This window comes from Bacillus sp. 103mf (assembly GCF_900116295.1).
Classification (GTDB): Bacteria; Bacillota; Bacilli; order Bacillales; family Bacillaceae_G; genus Bacillus_A; species Bacillus_A bruguierae.
On the sequence record NZ_FPAF01000036.1, the window covers coordinates 1 to 9,393 of the forward strand.

Annotated in this window: 8 protein-coding genes and 2 pseudogenes; 4 read left to right on the top strand and 6 right to left on the bottom strand. The window is 33.9% G+C overall.

Annotated elements, in window-relative coordinates:
* The coding region (locus BM350_RS25615) for a DUF4256 domain-containing protein (protein WP_139232940.1) at positions 1 to 211 on the top strand (211 nt) is incomplete at its 5' end.
* Positions 212 to 711: 500 nt separating this feature from the next.
* On the opposite strand, the pseudogene BM350_RS25620 reads toward BM350_RS25615, so the two are convergent.
* The 4 genes and pseudogenes from BM350_RS25620 to BM350_RS25635 all read right to left on the bottom strand — a co-directional run bounded on the left by BM350_RS25620 (position 712) and on the right by BM350_RS25635 (position 4,360).
* Positions 712 to 1,241: pseudogene (locus BM350_RS25620) on the bottom strand (GNAT family N-acetyltransferase).
* A 501-nt stretch (positions 1,242 to 1,742) separates the two neighbouring features.
* A complete protein-coding gene (locus BM350_RS25625; protein ID WP_090920570.1) occupies positions 1,743 to 1,985 on the bottom strand; it encodes an SMI1/KNR4 family protein in 243 nt (80 codons plus the stop codon).
* A gap of 418 nt (positions 1,986 to 2,403) precedes the next feature.
* A complete protein-coding gene (locus tag BM350_RS25630; RefSeq protein WP_090920567.1) occupies positions 2,404 to 3,837 on the bottom strand; it encodes an anti-sigma factor in 1,434 nt (477 codons plus the stop codon).
* Entirely contained in the window at positions 3,803 to 4,360 is a 558-nt protein-coding gene (locus BM350_RS25635; RefSeq protein ID WP_090920564.1) for an RNA polymerase sigma factor, read from the bottom strand. Before BM350_RS25635 ends, BM350_RS25630 begins: the two co-directional genes overlap by 35 nt.
* Positions 4,361 to 5,148: 788 nt before the next feature.
* On the opposite strand from BM350_RS25635, the gene BM350_RS25645 reads away from it, so the two are divergent.
* The 3 genes from BM350_RS25645 to BM350_RS25655 all read left to right on the top strand — a co-directional run bounded on the left by BM350_RS25645 (position 5,149) and on the right by BM350_RS25655 (position 7,479).
* The gene (locus tag BM350_RS25645; RefSeq protein ID WP_090920561.1) at positions 5,149 to 5,682 is read left to right on the top strand and encodes a sigma-70 family RNA polymerase sigma factor; all 534 of its coding nucleotides are present in this window, start codon (positions 5,149 to 5,151) and stop codon (positions 5,680 to 5,682) included.
* Positions 5,669 to 6,790, top strand: coding sequence for a DUF4179 domain-containing protein (locus BM350_RS25650; RefSeq protein WP_090920558.1), 1,122 nt, complete (start codon positions 5,669 to 5,671; stop codon positions 6,788 to 6,790). Before BM350_RS25645 ends, BM350_RS25650 begins: the two co-directional genes overlap by 14 nt.
* Before the next feature lie 143 nt (positions 6,791 to 6,933).
* Positions 6,934 to 7,479 carry a VanZ family protein gene (locus tag BM350_RS25655; protein WP_090920556.1) on the top strand — a complete coding sequence of 182 codons (546 nt, stop codon included), beginning with the start codon at positions 6,934 to 6,936 and terminating at the stop codon, positions 7,477 to 7,479.
* 318 nt (positions 7,480 to 7,797) lie between these two features.
* Here BM350_RS25655 and BM350_RS25660 read toward each other — a convergent pair whose 3' ends face one another.
* Complete coding sequence (locus BM350_RS25660; protein WP_090920554.1) at positions 7,798 to 8,445, bottom strand: recombinase family protein; 648 nt, start codon at positions 8,443 to 8,445, stop codon at positions 7,798 to 7,800.
* 427 nt (positions 8,446 to 8,872) lie between these two features.
* Positions 8,873 to 9,322, bottom strand: a pseudogene (locus tag BM350_RS25665) (IS6 family transposase); the annotation flags it as partial.
* Positions 9,323 to 9,393: the final 71 nt, after the last annotated feature.

The window sequence follows — 9,393 nt, forward strand, 5'->3', positions numbered from 1 at the left end:
TGAACTATTAACGGAAGAACAATACCGAGCGTTGCAGAATCTTGAAAGTTTCGATAAGAAAACGTCGAGTTGGGTGCAAACACCGACTGATATTAGAGAACTCGGCGGTGCCCTTTTTTGCGATTGTCGCTTTGGGCACGTCTTCGTGTATCACAATGGAGCAGAATCCTATTATGCCGCCAGGGGGTTTCGTGGCTCGCTAAGGGTTTAAATTTTGCAAAGACAGCTAAATTTGAATTTGAGGATGGATCAGTAGGGAAAAGTTTTAATTTTATTTTTCAACTATCGGGCACAATTCTGTAGCAAGAATTGTACCCGATTTTTATGTATTGGACTACTATGTTGAATAAGAGCTAAAAAGCTAGAATAGGTTTGCATTTATGAAATAGAAGTATGAAAAACTGTAAAAATAATTCATTTTGTTAAGGATTATAGTACATAAAACTAATAGCTTCCGAACATACCTCAATCTTTTTAATAAATTTTTATAAGAATCTTCTTCTTTCAAATAGCTCAGTCCTATATGGACAGCTCCTTTACATAAAATTCGTTCTTGGAAGTAGATAAAGTAACACAATTTGTATTTTATTATATTTGTTGTTTTATATATACCCTTCAATGAATTAATACATTGATATGTCTTGTGGAGAAAAATGATTAGAGTTGATCAATTCATTCGTCCATGTTGGTATGTTCTAAAATTCCTCACTCTTACTTTATCGAGTTAAGGTCCAGGCGCCAATTGTTACATCGCATAATGTTTCCAGGAGGATATTCGAAGTTACACTCGACAATCAACAAGAAGTTGAGCTTCTGACAAATAGCGTTCGATGCGGGGTTATTGATGGACGGGAAAGCGTGAATATGCCTGTGTTTTTGCTCTGCTTTGGCACTAGCAATAGCTTTAGCGGCTGCCAAGGCAGCTCTATACCTCTGCCTTGGAACTCAGGCAGTACGCCCCAACCGATTTCATATACGGTCTCTTCCTGCCAGAAACGTTCCCAGTAACCGATGTTGCCGACCTTTTCAAGTTCCGGAAGCAGGACAATGCTGAACATACGACCGGTCCCCGTTCCTCCGATCTCGACATAACGTTTTTGACGAGCGAGGATTTTCTCTTCGCTCTCTTGACCTCCAAGGTGTTCCAACATCTCAGGCGTATTTAAACGGTGCAACAAGGCAAGGTCAGTATCTGACCAAGGTTCAATCCGTATTTGCAATGTATTCGTTGGTTTTTGCATCTCTTTCACTCCTTTTGGAAAAATATGTACAAATTTTATATTAGAATAAGTACATATGTTTGTAAATTAATTTTTGTTTAACTCACTTATATGGTAATTAAAGAAAGAATAATGAATATTGTATTCGTATAAAGTTAACATAATGCACCATTATTGGTAGCTAGGACAAAGGCTTCCGCTTACTCTCACAAGGAATCCACCTTTTTTCTCGCTATCAATCTATGCATTTTTTATACATTCCTATTGTGTCGCGCCTTCCAGCCTCCCCATAGTTCCCTATGTCTCCCAATTTTTCGCATAAAATCTTACATGTTTTTAACGTTATTAAAACTACTTACTTTTATTTCAAAACTGCTTAGCGTGTTTTTTTCCAAAATGCTGGCGATAACCCTTCCACTCGCAAGATTCTGGAATAAATATAATTCTAACAAAACCATGTTCATAACTTAAAAGTTTTGAACAAGGTATAGGGGTGTGATAAAATCAGTATATTGATCTACATCAAAACTTATGGTCAAAAGAAAACGTAGAAATTAACGTTGAAATTCCCATGCTTTTTCCACCTGTAATATTAATTCCTAAAACTCCTCCACCGCCGTATTGACGTAAACACCAGCGATAACTTTCAGGAAATTTACAATCTAAATGCTGTTCAAATTGATCAATTAATATATCATCAATCCCACAAAAGAAATCCCCAGGTTCTTCGAATCGTTTTATTAATGTAGAAATTGTATCTTTCATTACTATTACACTCCATTATTACTTTCATTTTTCATATTCTGCAGCTCTCATTTTCCAATAATGTAATCTAAATCGGTATACTGTGCCTCTAGTACGGGATGATTTTTAAAACTTTCCCCATCATCAATTGTACCGTAATTAAATCCCAGAGCGACCCCCTCACTGCATGACTCGTTTCCGTACCCCTATTTAGTATAAAATTGGTATATTTTGTGTTATCCCTCCCTTTTGAGGGGAGTAAAAATTGTAACAAGAAGCATAAGATGGCCGTTTTGGCCAACTTATGCTTCCTACAATAAACTTTAAAATTACTCGCAAAATCGCATAAAATGCAAAGATATGCTTCAGTAAAGTTTCTTTGCACTAAAAAAAGCTGCTAAATATAAGCAGCTTTTTTATCTAGTTGTTCTTATCGTTTTTACTTTTGACGAATATCAATCCACCAACGATCTTCCGCATTCATATTTTCAGTGCCACTAAATCCACTGTAATGGAAAGCATCAAGGAAGATGGAATCCAGTTTATCCTCATCTACAAAATAACCTAAGTTAATCTTCATCGTTTGTCCTGGTGGGATGCTGCCAATATTGTAAAAGCTTTTTCCATTTCCGTGAGGTTCTAAATAATCAACTTCGCCCGTCATAATACTTTTTTCGGCAATTCCATCTTTTCCAGCATAGTTCCATGCATTATTTTTAGATGTAAGCATTTGTATGCGTGGATGCATATAGATTTCTTTTGTCGCCTGTTTATCAATGTTTTTCACTGTTGTTGTCAGGTAGACAAATTTGAGATTAACGGACTTTGACTCTACTAATTCGTCAATTGAATCTTTACCATTTCCAACTTTATATACATCTCGTTTGTACGGTAGCAACTTTCTCGTCTGATCTAAAGCCTTATTCTCGCTTAGTATTTCTAGTCCCAATTCATTAAAGTTCTCTTGTTTAAAATCTTTGATTGAATCAAAGACTTCCACTTTTTCGATAACATATTCAAGTTTGCTGTTACTCCCAATGTTATCTATGGTTACTGGAACCGTCTGACCTACGCTAAATAGTTGTTTGCTATTTTTTTTCAAAGGAATAACGCTCGGTTTTGTTGGTTCTTTCGCTTTGCTAAAACGATCTTCATCATAATCTGATATAGATGATGCCTTTTCCTTTGATGTGGGCTCAAGTGAAATGTTCGCTAAGACATCCATCATTTGTTCTTCATTTACATCGGCTCCAATAAAACTTTCTAACATAATCCCCTCTTTCTCAAAAAGCAGAAAGACCTGTCTGTTAAACGGTAATTTTTTGCCTCCGGTGTCTCTATGGACAATCACTGCTTTCTTACCATTTATCTTTTTTTCTTCGTAGTTGTTTGCGTACAACGTTTGAAAATCTGAATTTTTTCCTAATCTGCAAAGAAGGAATGAAAATCCACCCTTTGCGTAGTTATCTTTAAATGAATATTTCATAGCAGTGTCATCAATTGCTTCCATATTTTCTGGTAATTTGCCGACTTTCAACTTATACCAACTTTCACTCTTTTTCGAGTCCTTATTTGTTACGGAAACATTTACTTCATAATTTTGTTTTTTGACGATCATATCATGGACTTTTACTGCGCCAAAAACTGTTGTCGGCATGCCAATCAATAAGCAGGCAGCAGCGATTAAAATTCGATTCTTTTTACGCTTGGCCTGTAGTTGTCCACCTTTCATCTTAATTTCCTCCATAAACAATTTCTTTTTGTGCGTGTATGTATCTGAAAATTCATGTTGTTCATCCAGTTTATCAAAATCATCTAAAGCAATTTTTTCAGCAAGGTCATACATTTCTTTGGAGTTCTTTGAATTCGTCATTTTGTATACCCCCTATCATATTTTGTACTCGTTTTCGAGCGCGTTCAAATTGCTTGCGGACATTGACCTCAGTTATCCCCATTAGATTTGAAATTTCCTGATAAGTTAAGTTATAGAAAACTTTGTACTTAAAAACCTGTCTGTTAGACTCATTTAACACTTTTAGCAATGTATCAATTTGAGCCTCAGACATGAAACGCTGTTCCCACTCTTCAATATTTTCATCTGCTACTTCTGGCAATTTTCTTTGATATTCTTCTAAGAACATTTCATGTCGTTTATTTTTCCGGTAGCTATCAATCGCTTTGTTTTTCGCAATTCTCAAAATGTAGCGTTTAAGCTCTTGAATGTTCAAGCTGTGGAGCTTTTCTAGATTCTGATGAAGAGTAATAAACGTCTCTTGAACTGCATCTTCAGCCTGCTGAATATTATTTAAAATAGAATAAGCTACATAATAAATTTTTTGTTCATACAACTCATATAGCTCTTCCATCTTTTCATAATCTTTGTTTGTAACTTTCATGTAATCCCTCCTCTCATTCTATATAACGAATGGGGCGCTATACTTTGTGACACTTTCTCCAGCTATTAGAAAGCCAGTTGTATCCTACATAGGAAATAAAGTATCATTACATAAGAATTTAATGATTTTAAAACAATCCAGTACATTTAATTATATAACTCCGCTAGTTTTTATAATAAGGATTAATAAATATTCCATTTAGAAAAATCAGTAGTTTACATAAATATATAAGTGTCCATATTTGTATTGGTTAGGACAGAAACAATATAAAATTCTTCAAAAAGAACATAATTTAATTGAACAGGATGAATGGATTAATAGAAGTATAGGAGAACTACTGAAAATAGCACCATATGTAATTCCACCTACAAGAGAACTAGTGTGTTCTATTGTTGAAGGAAACATAAGAAAGTTTTTTCAAGGGAATCAAAAAAAATTTTGCTTAGTAACAGGCATACATCCCTGCTAATAGGTATTTTTATTTGCTGTTTTGTGGAATTCACGGTCAGCTTATGGGTTAATAATTAACTTACGGCCAACTTATGCTTCCTTTTCCTCGAATAATCAACTAAATCTCCTCAAAAACATGTGATTTCCGGCAAAGTTATGTTTCCTTTATTGGCACCTTTATGGGCAAAGTCATAAAAATACCCATTTAAATCAAAATTTTATTGCTATACCTGTTATCTTTGAGAAAAATGAAATATTTTAAATAAAAATAAAAGTGACCTTTTTTTGCTTGTATACAGTCTAATCTATGTAGAGAATACAAAAAAGGAAGTGAAAGCATGATAATTGAGCAAGATGTTCTAGCGGCAAAGAGTGGGGATAAAGAAGCTTTTATCCGGCTTATTAAAAGTATAGAACATAGTTTATTTCAAACGGCCAAAACAATTTTGAAGCACGATGAAGATACTGCTGACGCCTTACAAGAAACGATTTTGAAAGCATATCAATCGATAAACAAATTAAAACATGTGAAGTATTTTAAAACATGGATATTTAGAATTTTAATTAATGAATGCAATACGATGATTGCGAAACGTTCTAAAACAGTACCTATGGAGTATATAGAAAAACCTGTTTCTATTTCTCATCATGATCAACAGATTGAGATGCAAGATGCCATTGAGAAATTACCTATGAAACAGCGAATGGTTATTGTCTTGCATTATTTTCAAGATATGACGTTAAAACAAGTTGCAGATACATTGGATCTTTCTGAAAGTGCAGTTAAAAAACGATTACAACAGGCAAAAGTAGAACTTCTACATCAATTTAATGTAAATGAAAAGGAGAAGATGCAGTATGAATCCATTTGAAATCCATAAAACGATTCAAAAAGAAAAAGAGAACATGTATGAAATGTCTTCACATGTACGGCAAAAATTAGACCAAACCTATCAAATGATTCAAGATATGCCTTTGCAGAAAACGAAAAATAGATTTGTATTTTTCCAAAACAAAGGAATTGCGGTAGCTACAGTAAGTACATTACTAGGAATGGGGACATTTTGTTCGGGATTTGCTTCTCCAACTATGGCAGAAGGAATCAAAAAAGTTCCGATTGTAGGTGAAATATTTCAAGCCTTGGAACATGATCTTGGATTGCAACAAGCAAGCAAAAAGGGCTGGATAAACGCTGTTCAAAGTGAAAGTTCTTTTCAAAATCTCAAATTACATGTGAGTGAATCTATATTTGATGGAACACGCGCAGCGATGGTTGTTAATGTTGAAGGGTTGAATATACAAGATGGGCAAGTTGTGATAGGAAATAAAAAGAAGAAGCTCACAAACACAATTGAAAGTATGCAAGTAGAAGTGAATGAAAAACCGTTCATACAAGGTGCTTCTTATGAGATGGCAGGGAAACAACATCCAAATTCATTTATTGTACAGTTAGCAGGTGCTGACGAGAGACAAACAATGAATCCAGAAGAATATACGAAATTACCAAATGAATTTCAAGCAAAGCTAAAAATACAATTTGAAGGTATGGATCATGTATTTGAACTGAATGTACCGGTACAAAAAACCGTTGCAGATGTTATACGAATGAAAACACAGGTACAAAAAGAAAAAGGTGATATGACATTCTCTGTATCCAAGCTTACCGCAACACCTGTTACAACCCATGTAGTCGCTTCTTTTACAGTAAAAGATTTGCATTTTGATACGAAAAAACCAATACGAGTAGCGGCATACGATGAAAATGGTACACAATTAGAACAGTTAAATTCTACTGGAGAACTAAACAAAGATTCTTACACATTAGATATCAACTACATTTCAAATGGTTCAATTCCAAAAAAAATTGTTTTAAAACCGTATATAGATAAAGACGACTCTCGTAAAGCAAATGAAAATGAGTGGATAGAAGGGTTACCAATAGAGATATATGTAGGGAACAAACAGTGGGATAGGGGGTGAAATGAAAATTAACCACGTTTCATTTACTCATAGTTGCGTTTATCACTGTATTTATCCTATATGTGAGAAATACCTTTATGCTTTTTAGTGTGTAAGGTAAGGGTATTTTCACCCTTATTCATATAGATAGAAAGGAGAAAAATATGTCAATTACGTTTGAAGTTCCATCCTGGCATGTTCTCATACCGGTATTTCTGATTGGTTCTATACTCTTATGTACTTCAAAGAGAAAATTCACATATTCGCAATATGCTTTACTTGTGACTTTTCTCATATATGTCATGAGTATGATTCATTTCACACTCTTTCCTTTAGAGATTAATATTGGTAAATACGCGAATCAAGCACCTTGGTATAGCTCCGTTAACCCAATACCTATTTTCACGTTAGATATCAAAACGTTTTTATTAAATATAATTATGTTTCTTCCATTAGGAGCATACTTGCCATTTCTCAAAAACAAATATCATTCTGTGAAAGACATAGCAAGAATTGGGTTTTTCATGAGTGGTATCATTGAAATCATACAATTATGTTTACGAATTTTTGTAGGAAATGGAAGAAGTATGGATGTCAATGATTTAATTGCGAATACATTAGGATGTATTGTTGGATACCTAGTCATTCAGAAGGTATTTCAAATAAATCGTCTTAGAACATGGTTGCAACATTTTATTGTATATATATAATCAAGTCAGCTAGACTGGTAAAAATTAAAATAATTTTATGGTTATCCTTATAAAGGGGTCACCATACATTACCATCAACTTAAGATTTTGAAATGTACCCAAAACGAAATTTTTTCTCGCTACATTTATTTATGATAATTAAGCTCACTTTTTTCGTTTTGGGGTGGATTTGTTTTCTTAAGTTGATGGATGTGTCAAAAAAAGAAAATTGTAAATTTAGACACAATTCAACCTATTCTCTGTACGTTAGAGCATTCTTTTTTATATTTGAAGAGTTATATGAACTTAATAATCTACTGGAATAAAAAAAGAACCACCTCATAGCTGGTTTTGATTCAGTGTACTTTCATATTCCTTGATTATTTTGTAAAAAGTATTTTTCTTCAGTTCTAACAGTTCCATAAATTGAACCCCAGTTATTTCTCTATTTTTCCACTTAGGATACGTTTCTTCTATTAAAAATAGTTGCTTTTGATTTAATGTTGAAAGGTTACATTGAGGACGACCTAAATGTTTTCCTTGTAATTTCGCTACAGCAATCCCTTCCGCTTGTCGCTGATGGATTTTTTTACGCTCTTGATCTGCAACATAGGAAAGCAAAGATAAAAATTGATCTTCCATCAACCGACCCATGTCGCCCATTTCACGAAACTTATGGCTATCGAATAAAGTTTCATTTTCTAACACAACAATATCAGCTTGTAATTCTCTTGTTATGTATTTCCACTCTGAAATTACTTCATCATAATTACGTCCCATACGATCTAAAGCATCTATGTAAACAATATCACCTGTACTTAATATTTTTCGTAATAATTGATATTGAGGACGATCAAAATGTCGTCCACTTGCTTTATCGACAAAAATACGTCGAGCTTCCACTCCTCGTTCCATCATCTTATGTAATTGACGTTGTTCATTTTGGTCTTTTGTACTTACACGTATATATCCATAAATATTTGCCACGTTTGATATGCTCCTTACATTTGTTACCACAATTATATCACTTTTGTTTATAAAGATGTTCATTAAAAATAAACGTTTATAAAACAATTACAATTACCTTTATAAACTTGAAGTTTCAATGTTTCCTAGATGTTCTTCACTTGTTTACAAAGGTATACCTTTACAAACAGAGGATATATGCTTCTTCATATTCAATTTTAAAATAAATTTTTGGAACATCTTTAACCTATGGTATTGCCTCTTGACTACTTGTATAGAAAGATCGTCCCAAAAGCTTAATCTATTGAGACTTAATTGATTTCACGTCAAATAAAGGTTTCTAGTGTCTCGTATGACTTGTCTCAAAAGTCTTATCGTTGTTAAATTTTTCGTTTTTAACGCTGCAAACAGCTTAACGTTGTAAATCCGCATTTTCGGGATGCTACCCCAATTCTTCAATTGCTACAGGATAGGCGGGATTCTTATCAATAGTTATCACACGAGGTTGTGAAACATGAAAAGACCGCAAAGCTTTCTTGAAGAAGCGCTTTGCAGCCTTTGTGTCTCTTGTTTCACTGAGATAAAAATCAATCGTATTTCCTTTGGAATCCACTGCACGATATAGATACATCCATTGACCTTTTACTTTGATATATGTTTCATCGACTCTCCAGGAGTCATTCGTTTGTTTAAGATAGCGCCGAATTCGTTTATCTAACTCAGGACCATATTGATGTACCCACCGCATAATGGTTGTGTGAGAAATAGATAAGCCTCGTTCTTCCATCATTTCCACCAAATCACGAAAGCTTAGGCTGTACCGTAGGTACCATCTGACTGTTAATATAATCACATCAGGTTGATAATGTTTCCACTTAAATAAATTTTGCTCTTTCATACTGATCACGTCCTTTTGTAGATTGATAATATCAGTATGTCCAAGTTTTATAGATTTTTTGCACCAGAACC

Excerpts from the sequence above, each read along its gene's own strand:
- BM350_RS25630 (WP_090920567.1), bottom strand. The coding sequence starts at position 3,837 with ATGACGAATTCAAAGAACTCCAAAGAAATGTATGACCTTGCTGAAAAA.
- BM350_RS25650 (WP_090920558.1), top strand. The coding sequence starts at position 5,669 with ATGAATCCATTTGAAATCCATAAAACGATTCAAAAAGAAAAAGAGAAC.
- BM350_RS25625 (WP_090920570.1), bottom strand. The coding sequence starts at position 1,985 with ATGAAAGATACAATTTCTACATTAATAAAACGATTCGAAGAACCTGGG.
- BM350_RS25635 (WP_090920564.1), bottom strand. The coding sequence starts at position 4,360 with ATGAAAGTTACAAACAAAGATTATGAAAAGATGGAAGAGCTATATGAG.
- BM350_RS25655 (WP_090920556.1), top strand. The coding sequence starts at position 6,934 with ATGTCAATTACGTTTGAAGTTCCATCCTGGCATGTTCTCATACCGGTA.
- BM350_RS25645 (WP_090920561.1), top strand. The coding sequence starts at position 5,149 with ATGATAATTGAGCAAGATGTTCTAGCGGCAAAGAGTGGGGATAAAGAA.